The sequence below is a fragment of the Acinetobacter sp. ANC 4558 genome, assembly GCF_002135375.1.
GTDB lineage: Bacteria > Pseudomonadota > Gammaproteobacteria > Pseudomonadales > Moraxellaceae > Acinetobacter.
Genome location: NZ_NEGH01000005.1, coordinates 1 through 26,191, shown reverse-complemented (window position 1 = coordinate 26,191; position 26,191 = coordinate 1). Strand labels below are relative to the sequence as shown.

At 35.8% G+C, this 26,191-nt stretch carries 21 protein-coding genes, 1 tRNA gene and 2 pseudogenes; 13 read left to right on the top strand and 11 right to left on the bottom strand.

Features of this window, described 5'->3' with window-relative positions; genetic code table 11:
* Positions 1 to 22: 22 nt before the first annotated feature.
* The 8 genes from B9T31_RS07520 to B9T31_RS07485 form a co-directional block, all read right to left on the bottom strand.
* Entirely contained in the window at positions 23 to 655 is a 633-nt protein-coding gene (locus B9T31_RS07520; protein WP_086181343.1) for an HAD-IB family hydrolase, read from the bottom strand.
* A complete protein-coding gene (locus B9T31_RS07515; protein WP_086181342.1) occupies positions 622 to 1,827 on the bottom strand; it encodes a DUF1615 family protein in 1,206 nt (401 codons plus the stop codon). Before B9T31_RS07515 ends, B9T31_RS07520 begins: the two co-directional genes overlap by 34 nt.
* Before the next feature lie 271 nt (positions 1,828 to 2,098).
* The gene (locus tag B9T31_RS07510; protein WP_086181341.1) at positions 2,099 to 3,013 is read right to left on the bottom strand and encodes an alpha/beta hydrolase; all 915 of its coding nucleotides are present in this window, start codon (positions 3,011 to 3,013) and stop codon (positions 2,099 to 2,101) included.
* A 190-nt stretch (positions 3,014 to 3,203) separates the two neighbouring features.
* On the bottom strand, positions 3,204 to 4,406 hold the full coding sequence (locus B9T31_RS07505) for a DegT/DnrJ/EryC1/StrS family aminotransferase (RefSeq protein ID WP_086181340.1): 1,203 nt from the start codon (positions 4,404 to 4,406) through the stop codon (positions 3,204 to 3,206).
* Positions 4,407 to 4,423: 17 nt separating this feature from the next.
* Positions 4,424 to 4,816 (bottom strand): DMT family transporter, encoded by a 393-nt coding sequence (locus B9T31_RS07500; protein WP_086181339.1) that lies wholly within the window; start codon positions 4,814 to 4,816, stop codon positions 4,424 to 4,426.
* Positions 4,813 to 5,172, bottom strand: a complete 360-nt coding sequence (locus tag B9T31_RS07495) for an EamA family transporter (protein ID WP_086181338.1) — start codon at positions 5,170 to 5,172, stop codon at positions 4,813 to 4,815. Before B9T31_RS07495 ends, B9T31_RS07500 begins: the two co-directional genes overlap by 4 nt.
* Positions 5,169 to 6,008, bottom strand: a complete 840-nt coding sequence (locus B9T31_RS07490; RefSeq protein WP_086181337.1) for an alpha/beta hydrolase — start codon at positions 6,006 to 6,008, stop codon at positions 5,169 to 5,171. The genes B9T31_RS07495 and B9T31_RS07490 overlap by 4 nt, the downstream gene beginning before the upstream one ends.
* Positions 6,005 to 6,700: an MtnX-like HAD-IB family phosphatase gene (locus B9T31_RS07485; protein WP_086181336.1), complete on the bottom strand. Its 696-nt coding sequence runs from the start codon at positions 6,698 to 6,700 to the stop codon at positions 6,005 to 6,007. The genes B9T31_RS07490 and B9T31_RS07485 overlap by 4 nt, the downstream gene beginning before the upstream one ends.
* A gap of 372 nt (positions 6,701 to 7,072) precedes the next feature.
* Here B9T31_RS07485 and B9T31_RS07480 point away from each other — a divergent pair, with 372 nt between their 5' ends.
* The 6 genes from B9T31_RS07480 to B9T31_RS07455 all read left to right on the top strand — a co-directional run bounded on the left by B9T31_RS07480 (position 7,073) and on the right by B9T31_RS07455 (position 13,883).
* Positions 7,073 to 7,813: a MipA/OmpV family protein gene (locus B9T31_RS07480; RefSeq protein ID WP_171264707.1), complete on the top strand. Its 741-nt coding sequence runs from the start codon at positions 7,073 to 7,075 to the stop codon at positions 7,811 to 7,813.
* A gap of 119 nt (positions 7,814 to 7,932) precedes the next feature.
* Complete coding sequence (locus B9T31_RS07475; RefSeq protein ID WP_086181334.1) at positions 7,933 to 9,312, top strand: aspartate aminotransferase family protein; 1,380 nt, start codon at positions 7,933 to 7,935, stop codon at positions 9,310 to 9,312.
* 23 nt (positions 9,313 to 9,335) lie between these two features.
* Positions 9,336 to 10,403 carry a GNAT family N-acetyltransferase gene (locus B9T31_RS07470; RefSeq protein ID WP_086181333.1) on the top strand — a complete coding sequence of 356 codons (1,068 nt, stop codon included), beginning with the start codon at positions 9,336 to 9,338 and terminating at the stop codon, positions 10,401 to 10,403.
* Positions 10,403 to 11,299: an arginase family protein gene (locus tag B9T31_RS07465; RefSeq protein ID WP_086181332.1), complete on the top strand. Its 897-nt coding sequence runs from the start codon at positions 10,403 to 10,405 to the stop codon at positions 11,297 to 11,299. The genes B9T31_RS07470 and B9T31_RS07465 overlap by 1 nt, the downstream gene beginning before the upstream one ends.
* 373 nt (positions 11,300 to 11,672) lie before the next feature.
* Positions 11,673 to 13,706, top strand: a complete 2,034-nt coding sequence (locus B9T31_RS07460; RefSeq protein WP_086181331.1) for an NADPH-dependent 2,4-dienoyl-CoA reductase — start codon at positions 11,673 to 11,675, stop codon at positions 13,704 to 13,706.
* An 87-nt stretch (positions 13,707 to 13,793) separates the two neighbouring features.
* Positions 13,794 to 13,883, top strand: a tRNA-Ser gene (locus tag B9T31_RS07455).
* A gap of 214 nt (positions 13,884 to 14,097) precedes the next feature.
* Here B9T31_RS07455 and B9T31_RS18020 read toward each other — a convergent pair.
* Positions 14,098 to 14,386 (bottom strand): annotated as a pseudogene (locus B9T31_RS18020) (transposase); the annotation flags it as partial.
* Between the two features lie 87 nt (positions 14,387 to 14,473).
* Here B9T31_RS18020 and B9T31_RS07440 point away from each other — a divergent pair.
* From B9T31_RS07440 to B9T31_RS07410, 7 genes and pseudogenes are all read left to right on the top strand, one after another.
* A pseudogene (locus B9T31_RS07440) lies at positions 14,474 to 15,626 on the top strand (IS3 family transposase).
* Between the two features lie 222 nt (positions 15,627 to 15,848).
* Positions 15,849 to 16,841, top strand: coding sequence for a glycoside hydrolase family 3 N-terminal domain-containing protein (locus B9T31_RS07435; protein ID WP_086181329.1), 993 nt, complete (start codon positions 15,849 to 15,851; stop codon positions 16,839 to 16,841).
* A gap of 463 nt (positions 16,842 to 17,304) precedes the next feature.
* Positions 17,305 to 18,612: a histidinol dehydrogenase gene (gene hisD / locus B9T31_RS07430; RefSeq protein ID WP_086181328.1), complete on the top strand. Its 1,308-nt coding sequence runs from the start codon at positions 17,305 to 17,307 to the stop codon at positions 18,610 to 18,612.
* Positions 18,613 to 18,672: 60 nt separating this feature from the next.
* A complete protein-coding gene (locus B9T31_RS07425; RefSeq protein WP_086181327.1) occupies positions 18,673 to 20,463 on the top strand; it encodes a thiamine pyrophosphate-binding protein in 1,791 nt (596 codons plus the stop codon).
* A gap of 27 nt (positions 20,464 to 20,490) precedes the next feature.
* Entirely contained in the window at positions 20,491 to 22,083 is a 1,593-nt protein-coding gene (locus tag B9T31_RS07420) for a GMC oxidoreductase (protein WP_086181326.1), read from the top strand.
* Between the two features lie 31 nt (positions 22,084 to 22,114).
* A complete protein-coding gene (locus tag B9T31_RS07415; RefSeq protein WP_213033227.1) occupies positions 22,115 to 23,368 on the top strand; it encodes an MFS transporter in 1,254 nt (417 codons plus the stop codon).
* A gap of 250 nt (positions 23,369 to 23,618) precedes the next feature.
* On the top strand, positions 23,619 to 24,830 hold the full coding sequence (locus tag B9T31_RS07410; protein WP_171264705.1) for a maltoporin: 1,212 nt from the start codon (positions 23,619 to 23,621) through the stop codon (positions 24,828 to 24,830).
* A gap of 38 nt (positions 24,831 to 24,868) precedes the next feature.
* Here B9T31_RS07410 and B9T31_RS07405 read toward each other — a convergent pair whose 3' ends face one another.
* Entirely contained in the window at positions 24,869 to 25,735 is an 867-nt protein-coding gene (locus B9T31_RS07405) for a helix-turn-helix domain-containing protein (RefSeq protein ID WP_228146007.1), read from the bottom strand.
* A 152-nt stretch (positions 25,736 to 25,887) separates the two neighbouring features.
* Positions 25,888 to 26,191, bottom strand: a 304-nt coding sequence (locus B9T31_RS07400; RefSeq protein WP_228146006.1) for a thiamine pyrophosphate-dependent enzyme, incomplete at its 5' end; no start/stop codon positions are given.

Genomic DNA, 26,191 nt, shown 5'->3' with positions numbered 1-26,191 from the left:
TTTTTATTTTATCAATGAACTATTATTCTAGTAATGGCAAGGGAACAGAGTCGGTAATAAGATAAGGAAAATCTGCTAATGAAAGCATTTCATTGTCTTCGATACTATTTCCATAAGCAAAAATATATTGATAATTTGCTAAATTGTAGCATTCTAAAATACGTTGTTTCTTTTGTACACGACTACAATCTTTTGAGAGAAATTGACCCGTATACACTTGATCTTTGATTTCTGTTTTTGTACAAATCAAATCAATATTTAAATATTCACAAATATATTTCAAATAAATATCAATTGAAGCAGAAACTAAAACAACGTGATCACCTAGAAGCTGATGTTTAATGAGTTGTTGATATATTTGAGGATGAAGATACTGGTCTAAAAGAAGCTTAGCATAGCACTGTGCTATTTGATCAATTTCAGATTGGGGTAAAGATTTAAATAGCGTATAAAAAAGTTTTGGCCGCATGTAATGAGCTGGATAGACTCTGAAATAGTACGCTAAAATCCAAGGTGAAACTTTGATTCCTTTTTTGATAATATCCATTTTAGATAAGCTGAAAAAGATGAACTTTGTGAAACTATCGGTGCGACACAAAGTTCCATCAAAATCGAATAAAGCTAGATTTTTATACGTTTTGCTTTGTTCATGCATGTTTCATACCGACTATTTACACGAGAAGCGAACCAATTGGTATTATAATCCCGACTCAGTTTTGGACCAGTAATAATGACCTCTGGCATAATAGCGTAAATTGGTTCAGCTTGAGTCTTGTCACTATAAAGTTTGGTAATGGCTTTATACGTCAGCGAATCTTCAAAATCTTTATCTTTTTCTTGTTTGAGGTCAGATCGAAGTTGTCGTGGCGTAATTAAAATATTATTTTTTGCAAAAATTAAAGTCAGCTCACGTTCAGATAGGCTTTGAGTAGTTTTAGGTGAGCCATCTTTATTGTACGAAAGTAAATCACCATCTAAAGATAATTGATTCTCTGTTAAAGCATTCATCATTTTTTGAAATGCAGCATTTCGGCTTGAATACACTCCAGAGTTATAATCGGCAAATCGATAAATTGGTTTATCATAATCTGCTGGATACATCATTAAACGATGAATACCATAATATAGTCCGCCATATTGGCTGTATAAATCGGTTCTTAAATCTGCGATGCTGCCACTTTGGCGTTTATGTTTTTTCGCATATCCAACATGTACTTGCATAGAGCCTAGAGTGGTAATCGGGTTTAATTTTTCAGCAACATCTTGCCCTACTAATTTTGCGATACCTGTAAATGCACTGACGTGATAGTGTTTAGACATATAATTAAAAATTTCACGATAAAGTTCATCGAGTTGACGCTCTGTTTTAACTCGTCGCATCTGGCTAAGGTAATTATTTTCAGGGGTAGGTTGGTTTTTTAATACCTCTTGGAAATAATCTGCTAGAGAACCTCCAAGCGTATCACCTAATTTATCAGTGAATTTTTCATTCAAACGTTCCTGCACTTCTTTAACTGCTTTCGCACCTAAACCTGCAACTTCTGGATCTTCATGAAAATTTGATTCTTGATCTACTACGGCAATAATACTACACATATTTTGCTTTGTTTGTGGAATGCCAAATTTTTCAGAAATATCGTAGATATCTTGAGACCAAGATTTTTTATCATTAACTCGAGGAGGAAGTAGCCGATTTAATTGTTCCACATTAAGTTTGGGCTCATGATTATCTGACCACCATGAGCTATTGCCGCATGCAGTTAGCTGAAGGGTTAAAGCAATGAGCGTCACAGATTTTAGAAAAGGAGATATAAGAATTTGTTTCATAAACAAAAAACTCGCACCAAAAAGGAAAGAGCTCAGAAGAGGGACTAAATATTATACGAGGATTAAAAAATATCAAGAATATTTATGTATATTGCTTGAATATTTACATTAGAATAAGATGAACAATACTATAAAAAAGAAGTATGAGATTTTCTGAATATATTGTATTTGCTAAATTTTAAAGATCAGCGCATTTTCCTCATTATAAAAAATGCCCTGATCAGCGGATGACTTATATCTGAGTACATATTCGAATATGAATGATAAAAATCTAATAAAATTTATTTAATAATATATCAATAAGTGATGCTTTAAATACTTCGCCATGTTTTAGATTAGGATAAATCAAAAACTTAGCATCGACACCTTGTTGATTAAAAATTGAAAGAATTTTTCTATTATTATTTATACCATTCGAATCAAAATTTGGACTTTGCTTGTCGCTTGAATCTGCAAAAATATCACCTTCCATGAGTAGTACATGTTTCTTTGTGGGTTGGTTAATTTTAATGGTTTGGATTTTATTGATAATTCGTTGATCTGCCCAAGACAGTGACGGGCTTGCAGCAAAATAATGACTAAAGTAGTCTGTGTTTAGTAAGCTATCTAAGACAAATAATCCACCATATGAATGGCCCCAAATGGCTCTATTATTTGCATCTAATTTAACATTCTGTTCGACCCAAGGTGCAATTTCTTGAATAATAATCTTTTGAAACGCCGCACTTCCACCACTCATCCGTTCAGGGTTTCGCGGATCTGGAGCAGGTTTGGCTGATGCTTTTTCAGCAGGCGTGTAATCCAAAGATCTTAATGTACTTTCAAATGGTAGATTGGTTTTATAACCAATTGCAACCAAGACGGGTGCATTTTGTTCCGTTAATGATTTTAATGTATCTTCTTTTAAATGAGACATTGCTGAATTGCCATCTAACATAAAGATGGAATAAAACTCATATTGTTTATTGGTTATTGTTTTTGGAACACCAAGCCAAACTTTATATGTTCTTTGTCGATCTTTTGACTGAAATTCTTTGACTTTAAAATCATAATATTCAGAGCCTAATTCTGCAATATTTGCTTCTAAAGGTTTTATTTCAGGTTTTGCATAGATTGTGGTGCATAAACCTACTGTAATTAAAGCACTGAAAGCATAACCAAGTGTTTTTTTGAAAAGATTTGACATGGGGGAAATTGAGGATACATAAAGTCGCTTACACTATACACAATTGATAATCATTATCAAATAATATTTTATATAATTCATATACTTTGTATCACTTTTAAAAATGATAGAGGAATACAATTTTATATGCGCCTTAAGCTTTAAAATAGAGTGATCTGTTGAGGCATATGAGTGAGTTTAGGTCATGGTATTAAAAAGTATCATCATGCTTTTTTAAAATATTTAAAATAATTTCAAAATGTTCATCTGTCATCCAAAGCGTATTGCTAATACTAAAACTACGTGCTGCAAAAAGCTGCGCATTGGGTGTGCCGATATTTAAATGATTGAGGTTGGGGTAATTAGGAATTGATCTCACAAAAAGCTTTGTAATACCTAATCCACTTTGCCAAAGGTCATTTAAAATACGTTGACAACGATTTTCATGATCAACCAGTAATAAAATAAATGGAAATGTGCCTGTTGTATTGAAGTTTTCATTGAACACTTTCAAGTATGAAAGCTGTTGTAATTGTTTAATTCTACGCTGTGCTTGTTGATTGAGTTGCATCCAATGCTTTGGTAAGCGTAATGCAGCTTTTGCTGCAACTTGACTCCGCCATTTGCCCAATTGATGAATAGGGATATCGGATAAATCAAAATCATCGCCCACAGCTGAAATTTCATCACATTGTTTTAAAGCTTGACGAAGATGGTGTCCGTAGAATATGGGTAGAAATTGAGGGTGATAAAATAAACCGTAGCCAATTAACTCAAAAGATCGTTTTATTTCCCAGTTTTTTAAAAATGGCAATTCATGTGCTTTTTGATGAAGTTTTTGGTGAATATCAGCATGTTTACTAAAGACTAAACCGCCTTCTGCACTGGTTAAACCTTTGCCGAATGCAAGACTAAAAAAGCCAATATCACCACGCAAGCCGACGCTAATTTGCTGATCAAGAGCTCCCATTGCTTGTGCCGCATCTTCAATAATGTAGCAATTGTATTGTTGCGCTAAAAGCTGAATATTTTGAAAAGAATTAACCAGACCTGCATAATGCGTCACAACGATCGCTAAAGTATGTTGATTAATGGCTTGCTGTAATTTTTGCTCATCAAAAAGTAAACTATCAGGTGCTAAGTCGCAGATAATAGGGGTGAATCCAATTTTTTCAATCGCAAGTACAACCAATGGGCATGTCCATGCAGGAACAATCACTTGCTTTTTAGTTGGTTGAAGATCATTTAACACTTGTAAGCTTAAAATAAAAGCAACAGTGCCTGAACAAGTTTTAGCAGGTTTAGGAATATTTAAAATCTCTGCAATTTGAAGCTCTAATACATGGTTTTTATGTGCAAAAAAATCTTTAAAGTTTAAGGCTAAACCTGCGGTTGGAGGGAGTTCAGATCGCATTAATTCTAAACTCTTGATTATGCAGTTGATTTGATGTTTTCATCATTTTCTTCTTGTTTTGCTAAGAATAAAACACCAAGAATAATGAGTGCTGCACCCACGATTTTAGAGAGCGTTAATGGTTCGTTGAATAACCAAATTGAAAGTAACGTTACCGTAATAAGCTCTAAATGTGAAACTGCAAAAGATGGTCCAACTGGTGCATGTTTTAAGAGGGTCATCCATGTGAAAAATGCACCAATATATCCAATAAAAGCACCATAAATCCAGGGATGGCTAAAAACACGAATTAACCAAGGGATGTCAAAGGTTACTGGAAGAGCATGGATAGATGCATACTTAAAACTAATTTGTGCTAAGGTATCAAATGCCAGTAATGAACAGAAACCAATAATATAAAAATATCTCATGTGCCAATCCCTACGACCATCACGCCTAATGTAATAAGAACGACACCAATCATGCGATTTCTGGTGAGTTTTTCATTAAAAAATAATCGACCCGCGATCATAATAACCACGATATTGATACTACCTAGCATGACTCCTTCAGATAAAGGAACAAAGGACAAGAATGCCAGCCAAACAATAAATTCTAAAACATAGCTAATAATTCCCACCCAAAGCCAAGGACGCTTCAGCATGAATTTCCAATGCGCCAAGCCACTGTGATCTTTATTTTCTGTTGCAGCAGCTTTAAATGCTAATTGACCAATCGTATCTACGATAATCGTGACAACCCAAACGAGTATAACAATTGGACTCATGTTAATGCACTTTCAGTTAAAAGCGATGGAAGGGTATTTTCATGAATAAACTGTAGTGATTCGGCAATGACTTGTTTGCGGTCATTGTCTATCGTGATCATGTGGTAACTATTATATAGCCATATTAATTTCTTACTACCTGAAACATGGTTATAAACAATTTCACTATTTCTACGATGAGAAATATCATCATTGTAGGCATGTAAGCATAAGCATGGCGCAGTAATTTTGCTTAAATTTTGACGTACGTTTAAGGAGAGTTTTTGCAGTTGATGTAGGGAAAACCATGGATTACCAGGAAGTCCAGCTTCACTACTATTTCCACTATTCATTGCAGCTACGATACGTTGGCGTAAACTTTCATTTTGTATTCCATAAGGTTCAGCTTCATCAAACGTTGTATGTTTAAAGTAGCTAATCTTGGAAACGATCGGTAAGCCAATAGGTGCAAGAACCTTTGACCATAAAGGTACGCTCCAACCATCATATCTAAAAGTTGGGCTATAGCTAATTACGCCATCAACTTGATGTTCTGATGCATATTTAAGGGCCAGTAAAGCACCCATTGATAAGCCTGCAACAAAGATTTGGTCTGTAGTTTTACGTAGTTTTTCTACGGCATCACATACACTTTTATACCAATCTTGCCATGTGGTTTTAATTAAATCATCAATATCACCACAGTGACCTGCAAGTTGTACACCATAGACGCTATAACCTTTTTGGTGAAATGTTCGTGCAATTCCACGTACTTCATTGGGAGTACCAGTTAAGCCGTGAATTAACAGAATACCTATACGGTTGCCAGCTAAAAAGAATGTATTGTCTTGAATCATGCTGTAGCTAAATCTAAATTAAGGAGTTTTTGTAAATATACACTAACATCAGAAAGGGTATGAATGGCTTGAAAAGTAATGTCCTGAGCTTCACAGTGACGAATCAGTGATGCTTTTGCAAAAACAAAATCTGCATTTTTTGCAAGGCAGAAGTCTGAACGTCCATCTCCAATCAAAATGATATTACGTTCTGATTGCGATTGTTCAGCAAGTTTACATTTACATGTGCCGCTTTGTGCAACGCAAAGTGGACTTGCATTTGGAAATTGGAGTGTCCATTGACGTTCAGACACTTGAATTAGACGATTTGATACAATAGGCAAATGGCTTAAATGATATCGCTGCAATAGATATTGAATGACGAGGTCTAAGCCATCACTTACGATGGTTAGAGGAATATTATTTTCGTTACAGAATTGAAGCAGATCTAAAAAACCTAAATCTAACTCAATGTTATCTAGACATTCATGAAACTCTTCCAGTGACATGTCTAATAACTCGACTTGCTTTTTCATGCATAATTGTGAGCCAATAATTCCCTTTTCCCATTGCTCTTCAATCTCTTCCCAACCATTTTGGGCAAAATTATTCAATAAGATATCAGTAGTATCATTTAAACTAATCGTGCCATCAAAATCACAAAGAATATGTAATGATGGATCCGAAATTGTTTTTAAGGAAATTGGGAGCATGAAAATCTCACGAAAACTGGCGTATTAATTTTCTTTAAAAAAAGAAGATCGAACATTTTAATGGTTTTAATAAAATGTATTGTCATTTTACGCCAAATGTTACAAAAAAGATACATTAGATTGTTGTCAGCAAGGTTATCGAATAGGCTCGTTGTTGATAGCTAACAAATACTTTTTGAAAATTGAATCTTTTATCTATACCATGGGAGAGATTTTATAGTTTAACCTTCTAATTTAAATAAAAGTGTTTCGCATTGTTATATTTTTATAGCGTATATTTTTATAGAAGTATAAAATTCTTTTTTTCATTTACCATTTAAATAAAGCGATATTGAAATGATCTTTAATTTTCCCAAAAGAATAATGATTTTTTTGATCAAATCAAATATCTATTTATTTTTATTTTTTTTCCAGCAGCAATCGTATGCTGATTCAGATGCAAAATTATCAGTAGGCGGAACAGTAAACTTTAATTATCAAGCATATAAGAATCATCGTAATGATCCTAATATTACGTTTAAGCCCGTATTTTTTTATGATAATGATAAAGTTTATGCTGAAGGAGAAGAGGTTGGTGTATATTTATTTGAAGATGATTCTCATGAATTGAGAATAAATGCATATTATGATGGAACACAATTTAATCCAAAAGATAATGACTATCATCATTTAAAAAAACGTAACTGGTCTATTATGGCGGGTGCGAGTTACATGTATGTCACACCTTATGGCGGATTTAAAATACAGACGGGTTCTGATATTCTAGCGCGGAGTCATGGTACAGTAATTACGACATCTTACTTGGCTGAATTAAAATCAGGAAAGTGGACGTGGTATCCTGAGCTGGGAATAAATTGGAATAATAAGAAATATAACCAATATTATTATGGTGTGACAGAAGATGAATCTAGATTAAGCGGAGTGAGCCAGTACAAGCCTAAATCGTCATTTAATCCGTATCTTTCTTTAAATAGCAGTTATTTTATTAACGATCGTTGGAATATTATTTTAGGAGTGGATGTTAATTATTTAACAAATCAAATGTTTAATAGTCCACTTGTAGATAATCGATTTGATGTTGAGCCTTTCATTGGTGCTTTATATCAATTCTAAATAAGTTTATATTTGCTTAAATAGTTTAAGTGAAATTTAAATATATGATGGGCTATTTGGCAGCGTCAAATACTTCAATATATATTTGATTGAGTACGTTGGAAACTAGGATCTATTTTATGCCTATTAATGAAGCACAGCTTTTAGCTGATGAAGCAAAATATTGTTCACATGGTGATACGGTTCATTATGTGAATCCACCTAAAATTTTCACTGATTGTCAGGGAAGTTATGTCTATGATGATGCTGGTGTAGAATATTTAGATCTACAAATGTGGTATTCAGCTGTGAATTTTGGGTATAAAAATCCGAGATTAGACCAAGCGTTGATCCAACAAATTAATACGTTGCCACAAATTGCAAGTCAGTATTTACACCCAACTAAAATTGAATTAAGTAAGCTTCTTGCACAAGACATCTATAAAAAGACTGGTGTAGAAGGGCGTATTCATTATAACGTGGGTGGTTCTCAGTCAGTCGAAGACTCTTTGAAGTTAGTTCGTAACTTCACGCATGGAAAAAGCCGTATGTTCGCCTTTGAAGGTGGATATCACGGGCGTACGTTAGGTGCATCTTCAATTACGTCAAGTTATCGTTATCGCCGTCGCTACGGTCACTTTGGTGAGCGTGCACATTTTGTTCCATTTCCTTATCCGTTCCGTCGTCCAAAAGGCATGACACCTGAAGAATATGCGGATAAGTTAATTGTTGAATTTGCACGTTTATTTGAAACGGAATATCACGGTGTATGGGATCCTAAAGTTCGTGAAAGCGAGTTTGCAGCATTCTATATTGAAACGATTCAAGGTACGGGTGGTTATGTTATTCCACCGAAAAACTTCTATAAAGGTTTGAAGAAAGTCCTTGATGATCATGGTATTTTGTTAGTTGTTGATGAAATTCAAATGGGTTTCTACCGTACAGGTAAACTGTGGTCATTTGAACATTTCGACATTACGCCAGATGTTGTGGTATTTGGTAAAGCATTGACGAATGGTCTAAATCCACTTGCTGGTCTTTGGGCGAAAGAGGAAATGATTAATCCAGAAGTATTCCCAGTCGGTTCTACACATTCTACATTTGCATCTAACCCACTTGGTACTGCAGTAGGCTTAGAAGTCATGAAGATGTTGGCTGAAAAAGACTACGAAAAACAAATTATGGAAAGCGGTGCTTATTTCCTAGAAGGTATTAAAGATCTTCAATCACGTCATCCTGAAATTGGTGATGTGGATGGTTTAGGACTAGCCCTTCGTGCTGAAATTTGTCAGGTAGATGGTTTTACTCCAAATAAAGAACTTCTAGACAAGATGGTAGATATCGGTTTGTCTGGTACTTTGGAATATGAAGGTAAGAAGTGTGGTTTAGTTCTTGATGTGGGTGGTTATTACAAAAATGTCATTACATTTGCCCCAAGCCTTGAAATTACTCGTGCTGAAATTGATAAAGCAATGGTATTGCTTGAGCAATTGTTAAATCGTGCGAAACGCGAAAGTTAAGTTGTTGTAAAAGTATTGTAAGTATGCAGACCGATCTCAATCAGTTAGAACCTCAATCTCTGGTGGATGCTTTTTTGAAGCATCCACCAGAGACATTTAAAGTATTTAATGCACCCAATTTTTTGCCTTTTTTCACAACAAATTTTAATTTGTTGACAACACTGGATATTCCAGTAAAAAAGAAAATTGAATCGGTGATCGGGTATTCTTATTGGGGGCGGCTACTGCATCTCGAAACATGCTTTATTGGAACAACCGTAACAGAATATACGCCTTTAACTCAACAATTTCAGGTCAATGAGGTTGTTGAACAATTTAAAAAAAATGCTAAAAAACATACTTTAACGATTATAAAGGATTTACCCTTAAACTCTCCTTTATTGTCTGAATATGAAAATCAATATAGCCAAGCATTAATTCAAGCAGCCGAGAGAGCAGGTTTTTTATCTGTAGAAGGGCAGGCACTTGCCTATGTCCCTATTGATTTTGAACATCGAGAGGAATATTTATCACGATTGTCTAAAAGTCGACGTAAAAATTTAAAACGTAAATTAAAAAGTTTAAATGAACTTCGTGTGCAACGTTTAGCAACAGGTTCAGAAGAGTTTAAAGATGCTCAGTTTAGAGCACAGCTCTATGCACTCTTTTTGGCAGTATATAATCAAAGTGAAATTCATTTTGATTTACTTACTCCTGCATTTTTTGATGAAATTTTGCAAGATGCTCAAAGTGCAGGGCAAGTATTTTTTTATTGGAAAGAAAATACACTTGTTGGTTACAATATTTGCTATGAATATCAAAATAATTTAGTGGATAAGTATATTGGTTTAAATTACCCACTAGCGACTCAATATAATTTGTATTTTATCAGTTGGTTTGTCAATTTAGATTATGCAAAACAACGTGGGCTAGAACACTACATTGCAGGTTGGACAGACCCAGAAGTGAAATCTCAATTAGGTGCAAAATTTACATTTACACAGCACTTAGTTTGGGTGCGTCAACCAGCTTTACGCTTTATTTTAGGTAAATTTAGACATTTATTTGAATCAGATAGTCATTGGCATGAACAAATGAAGGAAACAAAGTGATGACTGCAAAGATCATACGTCAACCTGTCGTTTTAAACTTTGACAATTCTGCTGGTATTCCCCAAAGCGCACTGAGTTTAGATCTAACTGAGTGGCAAGAGCGTATTCGATTTGGTTGTAAATGGAAACAATTTCAAGCATTAGAGCACTATTTAAATCAGCAACATTTTCCAAATACTGAACAATTAGGTTGTGTTTTGATGGGGAGTGGTGACTATCATCATATTACACAATTACTTTTACAGCGATTAACGACGCAAGAACCGATTCACTTGATTGTTTGTGATAATCATCCAGATAATATGCGTTATCCATTTGGAATACATTGTGGATCTTGGGTTTATTGGGCAAGTAAGTTACCGCAAGTTGCTCGAATAGATGTAATTGGAATTTGTTCATCAGATATTAGTTTAAAGCATGCTTGGGAAAATCATTGGTCACCTTTATATAAAGGGAAGCTTCATTATTGGAGTCTTCATCAAGATGCATCATGGACGAAGTGGATTGGTGCAAAGGAAAATTGGCATCATTTTGAAAATGCTGATCAGTTAATGCAAAACTTTTTACAGACCTTGACGTTGCTTACTGAACCCCGTTATTTATCCATTGATAAAGATGTACTTTCTCAAACTGTTGTACAAACAAATTGGGATCAAGGTGAGTTTTTATATTCACATTTAGAGCAATTAATACAGGCATGTCATTCAAAATTGATTGGTGCAGATATTACGGGTGATGTCTCTGCATATCAGTACAAAAGTTTATTTAAACGTTTTTTAAGTGAATCTGATGGTCAAAATGAGCCACAAGATGAACAGATTAAATTGTGGCAAATTGAACAAATTAAAATGAATGAAAAATTAGTTGAGTTATTGCAAGCAGCATTCATTCAATAATGAAAATTTAAAAGATGTTTTAAAACTAACCCCCATCATGAGGGCTTCTTAATATTAAATTTAGCTCAAATGATATATGTGAAGTTTTAAAATTATAGTGCGGCGATTGAGTGATCTTTTTGTTTTGGTCAATTTACTTTTACAATGACTTCAGATGATAAAATAGAGAAAAATGAAGGAATAGAATCATATTTATGTTGTTAGATTGGCTTTTTCTTCCATTGCATTTGCTTGGTTATTCTAGATTAAAAAGATAATTTATGTTCAATTGACTCATGGGTCAGACAATTTGTTGAAAAATTATCAATTAAGTAACGGAATAAGATTAAAGTAAGATGCAATAAGTTGTATCTATACAATAAAAGGATTCTATATGACGACGCGTTATACTCACCTTTTAAAACCTCTGGATTTGGGTTTTACCACATTAAAAAATCGTGTTGTGATGGGATCAATGCATACAGGGCTTGAAGACCGTTTTTACAATTATCCAAAATTAGCCGCATATTTTGCTGAACGAGCAAAAGGTGGTGTGGGGTTAATTATTACAGGTGGAATTTCGCCAAATCGTCAAGGTTGGTTATTACCAGCTGGCGGAACAATGAATCATACTGCTGATATTGTGCCACATCGTCTAGTGACTCATGCTGTCCATCGACATGGCGCTAAAATTTTATTACAAATTCTACATGCGGGGCGTTATGGATATCAACCATTTGTAGTTTCAGCAAGTTCGATTAAATCTCCGATTTCTCCTTTTAAACCGAGGCAGTTAAGTGAAAAACAAATTCTCAGCACCATTCAAGATTATGTGAATACTGCATCTTTAGCTAAAAAAGCGGGCTATGATGGTGTAGAGATTATGGGATCTGAAGGATATTTATTGAACCAGTTCTTAAGTCGTCACGTTAATCAAAGAACCGATGCGTGGGGAGGTGAGATTGAGAATAGAATGCGTTTTGCAATTGAAATTGTGAAACAAATTCGATGCAAAATAGGTGAAAAGTTCATTATATGTTTTCGTCTTTCAGTGATTGATTTAGTTCAAGATGGAAATACGATGGATGAAGTGATTGCCGTTGCAAAGGCATTAGAAGCAGCGGGAGTTACTTTAATTAATTCTGGTGTTGGTTGGCATGAAGCAAGAATTCCAACGATTGTTACTTCCGTTCCGAGAGCTGCCTTTGTTGACTATACAGCAGAAATCAAAAAGCAAGTTTCTGTTCCAGTGATTGCATCCAATCGAATTAATATGCCTGATGTGGCAGAAGAGATTATATCAACTGGAAAAGCAGATATGGTGTCTATGGCACGCCCATTCTTGGCAGATCCATTTTGGGTGACGAAAGTAGCGACAAATCGAGTTGATGAAATTAATACGTGTATTGCCTGTAATCAAGCCTGTTTAGATCATACATTTAAGAATATTCGGGCAACATGTTTGGTTAACCCAAGAGCTGCTTATGAAACTGAATTGGTGTATACGAGAACTAAAAATATTAAACGTATTGCTGTTGTGGGAGCTGGTGTAGCTGGGATGTCTGCGGCAACAGTTGCTGCAAGTAGGGGACATCAAGTTACTTTATTTGAAGCAGGTCATGAAGTAGGCGGGCAGTTTAATTTAGCGAAAGTGGTGCCAGGAAAAGAAGAATTTTATGAAACAATTCGTTATTTTAAAAAACTCATAGAAAAAACAGATGTGGAGCTTCGTTTAAATACAAAAATTAATCGAGAGCAACTTGAGCGAGAAGGTTTTGATGATATTATTGTGGCGACTGGTGTGGTTCCACGACAATTGAAAATTAAAGGAAGTTCACAACCGCACGTGCTTTCATATATGGAAGTATTGCAAGGTGCGCCTGTAGGACAGCGTGTTGCTGTGATTGGTGCAGGTGGAATTGGTTTTGATGTCTCAGAGTATTTATTAAAACCTAGTACACAAGGGCAACCACAATCCATCGTCGATTGGAAACAAGAATGGGGGGTAGACCTAGATGCTCATTATGTTTCTGAAGGAGGAATGCAATTGCCTAAAATTGATCCACCTATTCGAGAAATTTATCTATTACAGCGTAAGACCACCGCATTGGGTGCTGGTTTGGGAAAAACTTCTGGGTGGGTACATCGTGCGCAATTGAAAAAGCATCAGGTAAAAATGTTGAGAGGCGTAGACTACCAAGCGATTACTGAAGAGGGAGTGTGGATTAAGCTTGATCAGCAAGATCAGTTGTTAAGGGTAGACACCGTAGTGATCTGTGCAGGTCAAGAATCTGTAAATGAAATTATGCCAAAAGCGGATGAAAAAACTGTTTCTCATTTCCATCTTATTGGTGGCGCACGCTTTGCATCTGAGCTAGATGCAAAGCGTGCAATACGTGAAGGTGCTGAAATCGCAAGTAAAATATAAGGTTTTGATGAAACATTACCCAAATGAACGTATTTAATGAGTTTTTCGCTTGTCATTCAATGAAAAGATTCGTATTATGGCGCCCATGGAAGCGTGGCAGAGCGGTTTAATGCACCGGTCTTGAAAACCGACGAGGGCGCGAGTCCTCCGTGAGTTCGAATCTCACCGCTTCCGCCAAATATCTGAATAAGCCCTTGTTTTTACAAGGGCTTATTTTTTACCTGTGATTTTACCCCTCAACCTACCCCACATAAAAATTCGGATTAGATTAAATCATTTAGGTACATTTCGGATGAGACTGGAAAGGGGGCTGAATAAGTTTAATCTCACCTGAAGAATTACAACTATTTTTGAAGTATAAAAAAGCCCAATAATTATTATTGGGCTTTTTGTCCCGAATAAAGGCATACCTCATTTGGACTGGCTTGCGAAGTACACCGCGGCCTTTTTTAATATGTCTCTTTCTTCAGTGACCCTTTGCAGCACTTTTTTAACTTTGCCAATTCTGCACTTGGATCAGTAGATTCTGTTGTCTTGGGCTGCTGAGGATCATAGCGTTTAATCCAAGCATACAAACTATGTGTAGTCGTACCTAAACGGACTGCGACATCAGCAACACTATGACCTTCCTCTGTAACCTGTTTTACTGCTTCAATTTTGAATTCTTCAGGATAACTCATAAGCACCTCGTTTATTAGCCATTTTATGGACTGCCACCACTCTCCTAGACAAATTTCGTCTATTCTTTTTGCATAGGAGAGAACATTATGAGTGGACAACGATATACCCCAGAATTTAAAGATGAAGCTGTTAAATTGATTACCGAGCGTGGATATTCTGTCACAGATGTTGCAGAACGTTTAGGCGTATCACAACACAGCCTTTATAAATGGCTAAAGGCCGTACAGCCTTTACGCAACAACCCTGATGAACATGAATTGCTTGAGGCAAAGAAAGAAATCCTTCGCCTTAAAAGTCAGCTCAAACAAACTGAAGAGGAACGGGATATTTTAAAAAAGGCCGCAAGGTACTTTGCCAGTCTGCCCGAGTGAAGTATCAGTTTATCCTAGAATACAGCCATCAATTTAAGATTAAAACGATGTGCCGGGTTCTTAAGATTGCTCGTGCTGACTACTATGCTTGGTTGCATGAACCCGAATCAGGCAGGACTATTGAAGATAAGCGCTTATTACAGCTCATCCGTTCTTCTTATGATGCTAGTTATGGCATCTATGGCTATCGCCGCATTACGCTGGATCTTAAGGAGTTAGGTGAAAGTTGTGGGCCTAATCGTGTGCTGAAGATCATGAAGCACAATGGTATTGCCGCTGTTCGAGGATATAAGAAGCATAAAAGCGATGGTCGCGGTCGTCCTCAGATTGTGCCACCTAACCGTTTAAATCGAGAGTTTATTGTAAACATACCTGATACCTCTTGGGTGACTGATATAACTTACATTCGCACATGGCAAGGCTGGTTATATCTGGCTGTGGCTCTTGATTTATATTCGAGAAAAGTCATCGGTTGGTCAATGAAACCTATGCTTGCCAAGGATATCGTTTTGGATGCACTTCTTATGGCGGTATGGCGACGTAGGCCAAGTGAACCTGTGATCATACACTCAGACCAAGGCTCACAATATAGCAGTGGAGACTGGCAAAAATTCTGTCAGAAGCATAACTTAATACCCAGCATGAGCAGACGACTTGCGCAGTATACTGCTCATGTTGGGATAATGCTGTTGCTGAATCCTTCTTTAGCAGCTTAAAGAAGGAAAGAATTAAAAAGAGGATTTATAAAACACGAGAAATGGCGCGTGCAGATGTGTTTGATTACATCGAGATGTTTTACAATCGAATCAGGCGTCATTCGCATCTCGATGGAATAAGTCCAGAAGCCTTTGAGGCAGCTTCAAAATGAGGCTGTTCCATGTCTAGGATACTGGGAGCAGTCCAACTTGAATAATAGTTGAACTGCATAAGATATCTTATATTTACATAAATTTAGCACATAAATTATTTTGATCTAAATGCGTCATATAGCGTCTGTTTTAAGTGTATTGAGAAACTATATGATATCTAATAATTAAAATAGAATAAAAATAGGAAATCATTTATTTGATTATAATGAATAGGAAGAAAAATGAATTTTACACTTCGACAAGATGCTTATGCGGTTTTATTACCTGCTTTTAGTGATTTAGATATTAAAGCTGTTGCTAAAAGTTTCCTTATAAATGGAGGACATAGCCTTTTATTGGGTGAAACTCGAAAAGAGTATCTCAATAGAGCAATGTCTAATGAAAGAATATGTAATGAAAGTGATCAAAGTTTTATCCAAATTATAGATTGGGCAAAGAAAATCCAGCCTAATTTAAATATTGTCGTTGACTTTGAACCTTATGGAATTAACCGATTAGAAGGAAAGGTTGATTTAGAAAAAAAGGATTTAAATAAAATTAGTGATAAAGAATTATATAGCTACTATTTTAATCAAGCATTAAAAGCGAAGTCACTTGGTGTTTCAATGTGTTTAGGACCTATTGCAGATATAGTTGCAGGTGAAAATCCTTGGTTGAGTCATAGACAATATAATGGAAATACAGAGAACATCTGCAAATTGATAGATAGTTTTGTACATGGCGTACAAGCAGCAGGGATTCACTGTATTACTAAACATTTTCCAGGTTATGATTATTTAACAAAAGATCCTGCAATTGAAGATGTTATTTTACATACCTCTTTGGAACAAATATTAAGTCAGTTAACTCCTTTTAAAGTAGCAATTAAAGCTAAAACCTCAGGAATGATGTTAGGTCCTGCAACGGTTGAAGCTTTTGATTCTATTCATTCTGCCTCAAGCTCTCCTGCAATTGTAGATTTTTTGAAAAAAACATTAAATTATAATGGATTAATTGTTAGTGATGATTTAGATGCTCCTGCTATTTTAAGAGGAAATGATATAAAGGATGTTGCTGTTCAATCATTAAATGCAGGTGTGGATTTATTACTACTTGCCGCCAGTAATAATCTTGATGAGATTTGTGAATATATTATTCAAGCTGTTGAATCGGGTATTTTAAGAAAAGAAAGATTGTCTGAGGCAGCAAATAAAGTTAGAAATATAGCTTTATAAAAATGTAGACGCAATATTAGACTTCTTTCATAAGTCATATCACACTCAATCAATTATTGTATATTTCTGCAATTAAACTGATTTTAAACCGAGTCTTTTACCTCGGTTTTTTAATTGTCCTTAAGTATTTTAAAGGTTTTCTGACGACCTTAAATATGCTCAATTTCTATTCTTCTATTAGCTAAAAATTTATTATTTTTAATTTCATTTTTTATCATTCACCAAATTAATCATGTTTTTAATCTATTTGCGTCTATTTGCGTCTATTTTTGTTTTCTTGAGAAATTGTAGCGAAATCCTCTTCAAGTGTAACTTTTAAATAAGAATATGGTGACTCAATTAAATTCATGGAAAAGAGTAGAGGCGCTTTTTTAGTTTCTGCTGTTATAAGATGAAATTGAGTTTACTTTTGAAAAATCGATTAATGATGAATTGATTTTTGATCCTAATTTAAGGGAAAAGTATGGCTGAGTGGATTAAAAAAGCGCAACCGATGGAACATCGCGTTGAGCAGAATGATAAGCTGAAAAAAGATGTATCGCTTATTTTATTGGATATTGAGAAGCGCGGAGATATTGCTGTACGAGAATTATCAGTTAAGTTTGATCAATGGGATCGTGCAGATTACCGACTTACTGATGCCGAAATTCAACAATGTATGGATCAATTAACGGAACGTGAGTACGAAGATATTAAATTCGCACAAACTCAAGTTCGCCGTTTTGCAGATGCACAGCATCAATCAATGCATGATGTAGAAATTGAAACAATTCCAGGCGTTCTACTTGGTCATAAGCATATTCCTGTTCAAGCGGCAGGTTGCTATGTACCTGGCGGTAAATATCCGTTATTGGCTTCTGCACATATGTCGATTTGTACTGCGAAAGCAGCAGGTGTAAATAACATTATTACGGCTGCCCCACCTTTTCAAGCTAAGCCAGCACCTTATATTGTGGCTGCTCAACATATGGCTGGTGCAGATGCAATTTACTCATTAGGCGGCATTCAAGCTGTTGCTGCAATGGCAATAGGAACGGAAACCATTCCTGCTGTAGATATTATAGTTGGGCCTGGTAATGCTTATGTAGCAGAAGCAAAAAGACAATTATTTGGGCGCGTTGGAATTGATCTCTTTGCAGGACCAACAGAGACATTGTTAATTACTGATGACAGTGTTGATGCAGAAATGTGTGCCACCGATATTTTAGGGCAAGCTGAGCATGGACCAGATTCACCGGCAGTCATGTTGACAACATCACGTGAATTAGCATTAGAAACATTAAAAGAAATTGAGCGCCTATTAAATTTACTTCCAACAGCAGTATATGCACGAACAGCATGGGAAAACTTTGGTGAAATGATTCTTTGTGAATCAAATGAGGAAATGGCTAAACTTTCCGATTTTTATGCGTCTGAACATGTACAGATTATGACGCATGATGATGATTATTTTTTAAAAAATCTAAAAAACTTTGGGGCACTTTTTGTAGGCCCACGAACAAATGTTTCTTATGGTGACAAAGTGATTGGTACAAATCATACCTTACCAACGAATAAAGCTGCTCGTTATACAGGTGGATTATGGGTGGGTAAATATCTAAAGACATGTACTTATCAACGTGTTTTGACGGATGCAGCTTCAGCTCAAATTGGTGAATATTGTTCACGCTTATGCTTGATGGAAGGATTTGTAGCACATGCTGAACAGGCCAACCTTCGTGTACGTCGTTATGGTAACAAAGATGTTCCTTTTGGACAGGCTGCAATTTAAGCATCCATTTTAAAGTTTTATACAGCGTTTTGTTCATTTTAATTTAAGGATGATTTAATTGTGAAAAAAAGACTCACGGGTAGTCAGATTGTTGCCCAAACCCTAAAGAATTACGGAGTTGAATACGTCGCAGGTATTCCAGGTCATGGTATCTGGACTCAAACAGACGCTTTTTTGGAAGAAGAATCTAAGATTAAATTCATTCAAGTCTTCCATGAACAAAGTGCTGTTCACTTAGCAGACGGATACTATCGTGTTGCAGGTAAGCCAATGGCTGCTTTTACCTCCATTGGTGCAGGTGCAAGTAATACCGTCATTGGTATGGCAACCGCATTTACTGACTCAACCAGTGTTATGTTAATTACTGGTGGTCCCCCAACACACATGCGTGGTCACGGATTATTACAAGAGTTGGAGCGTTATACAGACAATGATTTTCCTAAAATTGCTGAAGCAGTCTCTAAACGTCATTGGGTGGTAACTCGTGTTGAAGAACTACCATTTACCATGCACCGTGCATGGAGTGCAATGACCACAGGTCGTCCTGGTCCTGTACATATTGAAATTCCAATGGATGTACAAGCAGAAGCTGCCGAAGTTGCACTACACCCACTCAGTGAACGTTTACCTATTGGTAAAGTCTATCCTGATCCACAAGCAATCACAGCAGCAGCCAATGTACTGCGGGATTCGAAACGCCCTGTTCTTGTTATCGGTGGTGGGGTGATTACGGGCGAAGCATGGAATGAAGTTCTAGCATTAGCTGAACATTTACAAATTCCTGTAGTTACGACTTGGAACGGTAAAAGTGGCTTCCCAGAAGATCAYGCTTTGTTTGCTGGTAGTGTGGGACAAACAGGAACGCTTTGTGGGAATAAAATTGCCTCAACAGCGGATGTCATTATTGCAGTGGGTTGTCGTTTCACAGACTGGTCTTCGTCAAGTTATGCCAAAGGCGTTACTTTTGCAATTCCGCCTTCTAAGCTGATTCATATCGATATTGATCCACATGAAATTGGTAAAAACTATCCTGTCACAGTAGGGATTGTTGCTGATGCGAAATATGCCTTACGTCATCTTTTAGAGGATTTAAAAGATGAAAATGTTGACCGTATTGAATATATGGCAGCGTTAACCGATGCACAAAATGAATGGGAAGAAAAACTCGCTACTCGTCGTGACTCAGATCGTTTTCCATTTACCTCACAACGTCCATTAGGTGCATTACGTAAGATTTTTCCACGCAACACCATTGTTGTCGTTGGTTCAGGGAATACACAAGGCGCGGTTAAGCAAACCTTCCCAGTATATGAGCCTCGTACACATTTAACATCTGGTGGTTTCTCATCGATGGGCTGGGCAGTACCAGCAGCGATTGGTGCAAAATTAGCAGCACCTGATCAACCAGTTGTCTGTTTATTAGGTGATGGGGATTTCCTTATGACATCTCAGGAAATAGCGATTTGTAAAACAAATAACATTCCAGTGGTTTTCATTATTCAGAATAATGCAGGCTATATGTCCATTCGCGGGGGTCAACGCAAACTAATGAGTCGCCATGTGGGTACTGAGTTTAATACGCCAGATGGTGAGCCGTATTCACCCGACTATAAGTTGATGGGAGAATCATTTGGATTACGTTCATGGCGAGTGGAAAGTGCTGCTGAATTAGAGCCGATTTTACAAGCAGCCTTGGACTGTAATGAGCCAGTATTAATTGAAATTCCAACAGATCGCGATGCGGCAGGTCCTTGGGTACCTGGTTGGTGGGATTTCCCAATACCAGAATATATCAATGATGAACGTCAAGATGAATATCGGGAATTTCGTCAATCTGAACAACATCTTTAAGGGCTAAAAAGATAAAGGAATATCTTAATGAGCGATGCAAAAATAGATTTGCAATTCGCCCATAAAAATCAAGATGCGTTGGGTGCCCAACGTCATCTTGGTGTTTTAGAACCGAATGACGATGGCATTGTAATTTGTGATGTTGTTGTGATTGGTTCTGGTATGGGAGGATCAACCTTTGCGAATGCAATTAAAGACAAAGAGCTTAATGTTATTGTGGTTGAACGAGGTGATTTTTTAACACGAGAAATTCAAAATTGGGATGCAAATGCTGTATTTGGGCAAAAAAGATATCACAATGCTGAAACATGGCTAGATAGTCAGAATAATTCTTTTAGTCCTGGCGTATTTTATTATGTGGGTGGTAATACGAAATTTTATGGTGCAATGCTTCCTCGCTTTAGAAAAGAGGATTTTGAAGAAATTCAGCATGCAGAAGGAATATCACCTGCATGGCCAATTACTTATGATGATCTTGAACCATATTATGCACGTGCAGAAGAAATTTATAATGTTCATGGTAATAAAGGTGAAGATCCAACAGAATCTTGGCGTTCAACGGATTATCCATCGAAGGGATTGACTCATGACCCTGCATTAACAAATTTAGCTCAAAATATGAGAGAACAAGGATTACATCCATTTTCAATGCCAGCAGCTGTTGATTATGGTCAAAATAGACCTTGTGTACGTTGTTCGACTTGTGATGGATATCCTTGTCTGATTGATGCAAAAGGTGATGCTGAAGTTTCAGCATTAAGACCTGCTGTCGCTAAAAATAAAATAAAGTTGCTGGTTCGTACGCGAATTGATCAATTAATTACGACTGATGATGGCAAAGAAGTTATAGAAGCAATTGGTAAACGTGATGAAAAAGTCATTCGTATTTTTGCGAAGAAATTTATTCTTGCGTGTGGAGCTGTCAATACAGCAGCATTATTATTGAAATCAAAAAATAATAAACATCCGAATGGTCTTGGAAATAGTTCAGATCTCTTGGGACGTAATTATATGGTACACAATAGTACCTTTATGATCGCTTGTGCCCCATTTCGTTTGAATACCGTTTTATTTCAGAAAACCTTAGCAGTTAATGATTGGTATTTTGCTTCGGAACAGAATAAGTTTCCTTTAGGAAATATTCAAATGCTGGGAAAAATTAGAGAACCCATGATTACGGCAATGCGTCCATGGTTACCTAAATTTATTTCACGTTATATCACCGACCATAGCGTTGACCTATATTTGACTTCGGAAGACTTACCGCAATATGAAAACCGAGTAGTTTATGACGAAGTTCAGGAAAAAATTAAAGTCCATTGGACACCGAATAATTTAAAAGCTCATTTTGAATTAGTGAAAAAAGCATCTGAAATGATGAAAAAAGCACACTATCCAATTGTGCTAAAAGAAAAAATGGGAATAGCCACAAACTCTCACCAATGTGGAACTGCTGTGATGGGGCATGATCCATCAAAAAGTGTCGTAAATACTCAATGTAGACTTCATGATGTGAACAATGTTTGGCTTGTAGATAGTTCTAGCTTTGTTTCATCTGCCGCAGTTAATCCAGCGCTTACTATTGCTGCAAATGCATTGCGAGTTGCTGACAATTTTTAATATTCTAACTTTACTTTAAAAGGATTTAAGTATGATAAAAAGAGATAACTCTTTAATTACGAAGCGGATACGCTTAGCTAGACTCGCAACATTTGGCGGATTCATGTTAATTGGTGCGATGATCTATGTATGGTCAACCAGCGTCAGTGCGTATCGAAAATATCTAGGCTTGGAAGGCGCGTTAGGGGATGCAAGTTTTGGTCTTATTGCGTTAGGAATTGGTATTGGATCAGCTGCTGGCGCTTTAGTCATTGGTAAATTTATTGATTTGTTTGGTGCAAAAAGTGTTGTTGGTTGTACATTAATTTTATATCCAGTATCGATTATTGTGATGGGATATATTCCAGAGTTTTGGTTTGCATTTGCAATTGGCGTCGTCATGGGGTTATTACGTGGAGCAACAGATTCAGCATTAAATGCACATGGCGTACAAGTTGAGCGTTTTTATAAAAGACCAATTATGTCAGGATTTCATGCTTGTTATCCATTAGGTGGTTTTATCTTTGGAATGTTGGGGAGTTACTTTGCTGGGATTAGTCCCGATAGCGCCACATTACCATTTACAATCTTAGGCGGTACATTATTAATTATCAGTTTTATTTTATCTAGATTCTTATTGGATAAGCATGAAATAGTTGAAGAAGATTGGCAAGAGCAACATACAGATAAAGCAGTATCACATGCTCCAAATTATACGAATCGTTATATTATTATACTGATGATAGGGTATGGTGTTTTATTACTAGCAAGTATGTTTGGTGAAAATGCTGTTGGTGATTGGGGGCAAGAATATATGCACCGAACATTAGGCACCACGACTGCTGTTGCAGCAATGGCAATTAGTTTTTTCTCTGGAGCACAATTTCTCGGTCGTTTATTTGGCGATAGATTAACAGAGAGGTATGGCGCACCAAGAATTGTATTTTATAGCGGTATATTGGCAATAGCAGGCCTACTTTTACAAACATTTGGTGGAAGTGTAACAATCGTCTTTGTAGGATATTCATTATTTGGCTTAGGTTTGTCTTGTTTAGCACCGATCATGCTTTCAAGTGCTGGACGAAAAGATCCAAAAAATGCAGGTCGTAATATTAGTATTGTGAATGGGCTAGGTTATTCAGGAATGCTTTTAGCACCAGCAATTCTTTCGACAATTGTAAGTACATTTGGTATTGAACGATTACTATACTTTCCAATCGCATTAATGATTATCTTTGTGATTATTGCGCCTGCAATAATGAGAGATAAAAAAGATAATAATAAACCAATAAAAGTAGCTATTTAATTATAGACGAATAAATTAAAAATCAGCACGATTTATAGTGCTGATTTTTTTAAATTTTAAATAATAAATATATTTTAATAAAATGTGCGTCATAGTGCGTTATAAAATATATATTTGAGAAATTGATTATTAATGTGCTGATTTTTATATTAAATATTGTGGGGAGATATTTAAATTTCCTGATTATATATTTTGATTGTTTTTATTAAATATCAAAATATCAATATTTAAAAAAGGATTGTATTTTAAGATGGAATTTTATAAACGCTCAATCGTTTTTATGGCATTAACATTTCCATTCACGATTGTAAATGCATTTGATTTTTCAGGCTATTTAAGAGCAGGCGTTGGATATAGTGAAAAAGGAGGTACGCAAAGCTGCTTCAACCTCGATGATGCTTATAGTAAGTATCGTTTAGGAAATGAATGTGAACAATATGCAGAGTTTACAGGTATTCAAAACCTTTATAAGTTTAAAGATGAATCAGAGCTTGCAATTAAAGGAACTTTAGCTTTTTATCAAGACTTTGGAGATAAAAAGAATTTTTCAGGTGATAATTATACTCGGCTAGTTGAATCTTATATAATGTGGAATAATATAAGTTACTTAAATGGAGCAAATATTTGGGCTGGACGAAGATTTTATAATCGACATGATATTCACATTTCGGATTTTTATTATTGGGATCAAAGTGCAACAGGGTTTGGTATAGATAATTTTAAATATAAAGATTTATATTACTCATATGTTTTTTCTAGAAAAGATAATATATTTCAAGAAAAATTGATTAATCGACATGATATTACAATCAGTGGTTTTAATACAAACTATAATGGTTCATTAAGTGTCGGTGCAAGTTATATTCCAAAAGTTGATGGACCAAATCGTCATTCTGGCGCATCATTGAGTGTTCAGCATAAGCAAAAAATTGGTCAGTTCAATAATACCTTGGCTTTACAGTATGGTTATGGCGCAGGAACAGGCTTAAGTTATACTGGAGATATCGCACTTTCTCACATTGATAAAAGTTTTCGTATTGTTGAGTATATTGATGGACAGATTACAGAAAATTTAAGTGCTCAGGCTGAAGTGATTTATCAAAAAGATTATCGAGAAAATGCTGAAGATAAACAAAGTTGGTATTCTGTTGGCGTCCGACCAGTTTATGCTATTAATGATCAATTCAAACTGATAACAGAAATAGGATTAGATGCGCTCAAAAAAGATAAAACGGCAATGCTAACAAAGTTAACGATTGCGCCAGCATGGTCTCCAAATGGAAAGGGATTCTGGGATAGACCAGAAATTCGTTTATATTACACTTATGCAATTTGGAATAAACAAGCGCAGTTACAGGCAGATTTAAATAACCCCGGTTCGACATTATCATCGACAGGGAACTTTGATAGAGCACGAAAAGGAAGTAATTTTGGTGTACAAATTGAATATTGGTGGGATTAAGTATAAGGCTCTTTAAGAGCCTTTTTTATGATAATTTGTTAAGCACCGCCCCATAGCGTTTTTGAACTATCTTCCAAAAGATACTCTTTTATTTCAAAAGGAATAGACTCATCATTGATATCTAAAATGGTTGCATTTTGAATATGATGTTTTTTTAATGGACCATGGTCAATTAATTGAAAAGACATTTTGGTCGCAAAAGGTTGTCTAAACGATGTTGAGGCAATTCCTGAAAGAATTCCATAAAGAAAGCGAATTGGATATCTATGTTGCGTGGTCAGTATTGAAAAGGTCATTTCATTATATTGTTTTTCTTCCATATCCACCATAAATATTCTGCCGCCTAGCATGAAACAAAAACCATCATATCTAAATTTAAATGCATTTTTTTTACAATTATTTAGGTCTGGAAAGTGTTCAATCGTCACATATTGAACTAAGGCATCTTTGCGATATAAATAAGTTATAGAACGCAGAATTTTACCTTTATAAATAGATGAATAATGATATCTATAATAAACCCCTAAATATTCCTCCATAAGCTCAGGGGTCGCTCTTGCAATCTGTAGAAAATCATTAAATTGACGAGAATATCGGACTGTAGTGGGGATCTCGTTTTCTAAACCTTCGTATAAATATTTGAAATCATTGGGATTTATTAATAAATCTTTTGCTTCAATCATGAAGTAGCGAGCAATTTTTTGAAGAACTTTTTGGGAGGGTATATGTTGACCTGCTAAATATTTATTAAATTGTTGCCTATTTATGTCAATTTTTCGACACATATCAGCAACTGATCTGCATGATGAAATTAAGGTAATTAAATTTTGTTGAATATGATTAATTAATTCAGCTCTTCCTTGTGTCATATTTTTTGTTCTTTCCTGAACATTATTCATTAACATCACCACATATAATATGAATAAATTTAGTGAATAACTCAGATGATGCCATTCTATATTCATATTATGAAATAGCATCAGCATGAGCATGGCTTATTGATTAAAAATTGATAGCAATCGATTTAATAGATTACTATCAAGATAGAACTGAATGATTAAAGATGTTGTTCAGATTGACGGAATTCCCGATATTCATCTTGACGTTCATCATTGATATATTCTGGTATTGGGAAATCCCACCAACCAGGTACCCAAGGACCTGCCGCATCGCGATCTGTTGGAATTTCAATTAATACTGGCTCATTACAGTCCAAGGCTGCTTGTAAAATCGGCTCTAATTCAGCAGCACTTTCCACTCGCCATGAACGTAATCCAAATGATTCACCCATCAACTTATAGTCGGGTGAATACGGCTCACCATCTGGCGTATTAAACTCAGTACCTACATGGCGACTCATT

Bases quoted from the DNA above. Each gene is read 5' to 3' on its own strand.
- B9T31_RS07520 (WP_086181343.1), bottom strand. From the start codon at position 655: ATGCATGAACAAAGCAAAACGTATAAAAATCTAGCTTTATTCGATTTT.
- B9T31_RS07515 (WP_086181342.1), bottom strand. From the start codon at position 1,827: ATGAAACAAATTCTTATATCTCCTTTTCTAAAATCTGTGACGCTCATT.
- B9T31_RS07510 (WP_086181341.1), bottom strand. From the start codon at position 3,013: ATGTCAAATCTTTTCAAAAAAACACTTGGTTATGCTTTCAGTGCTTTA.
- B9T31_RS07505 (WP_086181340.1), bottom strand. From the start codon at position 4,406: ATGCGATCTGAACTCCCTCCAACCGCAGGTTTAGCCTTAAACTTTAAA.
- B9T31_RS07500 (WP_086181339.1), bottom strand. From the start codon at position 4,816: ATGAGATATTTTTATATTATTGGTTTCTGTTCATTACTGGCATTTGAT.
- B9T31_RS07495 (WP_086181338.1), bottom strand. From the start codon at position 5,172: ATGAGTCCAATTGTTATACTCGTTTGGGTTGTCACGATTATCGTAGAT.
- B9T31_RS07490 (WP_086181337.1), bottom strand. From the start codon at position 6,008: ATGATTCAAGACAATACATTCTTTTTAGCTGGCAACCGTATAGGTATT.
- B9T31_RS07485 (WP_086181336.1), bottom strand. From the start codon at position 6,700: ATGCTCCCAATTTCCTTAAAAACAATTTCGGATCCATCATTACATATT.
- B9T31_RS07475 (WP_086181334.1), top strand. From the start codon at position 7,933: ATGCCTATTAATGAAGCACAGCTTTTAGCTGATGAAGCAAAATATTGT.
- B9T31_RS07470 (WP_086181333.1), top strand. From the start codon at position 9,336: ATGCAGACCGATCTCAATCAGTTAGAACCTCAATCTCTGGTGGATGCT.
- B9T31_RS07465 (WP_086181332.1), top strand. From the start codon at position 10,403: ATGACTGCAAAGATCATACGTCAACCTGTCGTTTTAAACTTTGACAAT.
- B9T31_RS07460 (WP_086181331.1), top strand. From the start codon at position 11,673: ATGACGACGCGTTATACTCACCTTTTAAAACCTCTGGATTTGGGTTTT.
- B9T31_RS07435 (WP_086181329.1), top strand. From the start codon at position 15,849: ATGAATTTTACACTTCGACAAGATGCTTATGCGGTTTTATTACCTGCT.
- hisD (WP_086181328.1), top strand. From the start codon at position 17,305: ATGGCTGAGTGGATTAAAAAAGCGCAACCGATGGAACATCGCGTTGAG.
- B9T31_RS07420 (WP_086181326.1), top strand. From the start codon at position 20,491: ATGAGCGATGCAAAAATAGATTTGCAATTCGCCCATAAAAATCAAGAT.
- B9T31_RS07415 (WP_213033227.1), top strand. From the start codon at position 22,115: ATGATAAAAAGAGATAACTCTTTAATTACGAAGCGGATACGCTTAGCT.
- B9T31_RS07410 (WP_171264705.1), top strand. From the start codon at position 23,619: ATGGAATTTTATAAACGCTCAATCGTTTTTATGGCATTAACATTTCCA.
- B9T31_RS07405 (WP_228146007.1), bottom strand. From the start codon at position 25,735: ATGTTAATGAATAATGTTCAGGAAAGAACAAAAAATATGACACAAGGA.